Annotated in this window: 1 pseudogene; it reads left to right on the top strand. The window is 35.9% G+C overall.

Annotated features, from left to right (window positions below):
• Positions 1-544: pseudogene (locus DWY84_RS17880) on the top strand (transposase); the annotation flags it as partial.
• Positions 545-910 lie beyond the last annotated feature (366 nt).

Raw genomic sequence — 910 nt, forward strand, 5'->3', positions numbered from 1 at the left:
AATCTTTTTCCGTGGAGGTTATCTCTTTCCACAGCCTGTTTATTATCAGCTGCAGATGAATAAAGTCTGTAGGAAATTAAAACAAAAATATAAATTTAAATACGATATCAATGCGATTCTTTCTGATCTGATCTATACAAGGATCCTGGATCCATGCAGCAAGCGTTCTTCATTCAGGACAGCACATGAGTTTTTAGAAAAGCCTTCTTATGAGCTTCATGATGTATACAGGGCATTAGATGTTATTGGCAGCGAATGTGACCTTATTCAGGCTGATGTTTACAAAAACAGCCACTTTCTTGGAAAAAGGAATGACAAGATCCTTTATTATGACTGTTCCAATTATTACTTTGAGATCGAACAGGAAGATGGAATCAAAAAGTATGGAAAAAGCAAAGAACACAGACCCAACCCGATCATTCAGATGAGCCTGTTTATGAACGGGGACGGGATCCCCCTTGCTTTCTCCCTCTTTTCAGGGAATTCAAACGAACAGACATCGCTGAAACCATTAGAGAAAAAGATCCTCGAAGATTTTGAATGAATGAGAAAAATCGCCACAGCCCAGTAAATACAAGGGTTGCAGCGATTTTTTCTTTTACAAACTGTCAAAGACGGGATTATATAACACATTCTTATTCTGAGGCAAGGTATAAAAATCCCCCTTGCTTTTTATAATTAAAGTAAAGGGAAAAGAAAATACAATACTCATTCTGAAATGTCAGTCAATCGGATATTCGCAATTGAAGCAGGGGATTTACTTGATTCGGTTAAATTTCGCGATATCAATATAGCATATCAGAAAAAAGTGTCATTTTTTTCTGATATGCTATTTCTATATATTTATATTACATTGAATAAGCAAAAGAAACGTAAGCGCTTAAATTCTGGGTAACTAGCTATCGTCTTC

The organism is Clostridium sp. AF27-2AA, assembly GCF_003478505.1.
Classification (GTDB): Bacteria; Bacillota; Clostridia; order Lachnospirales; family Lachnospiraceae; genus Brotaphodocola.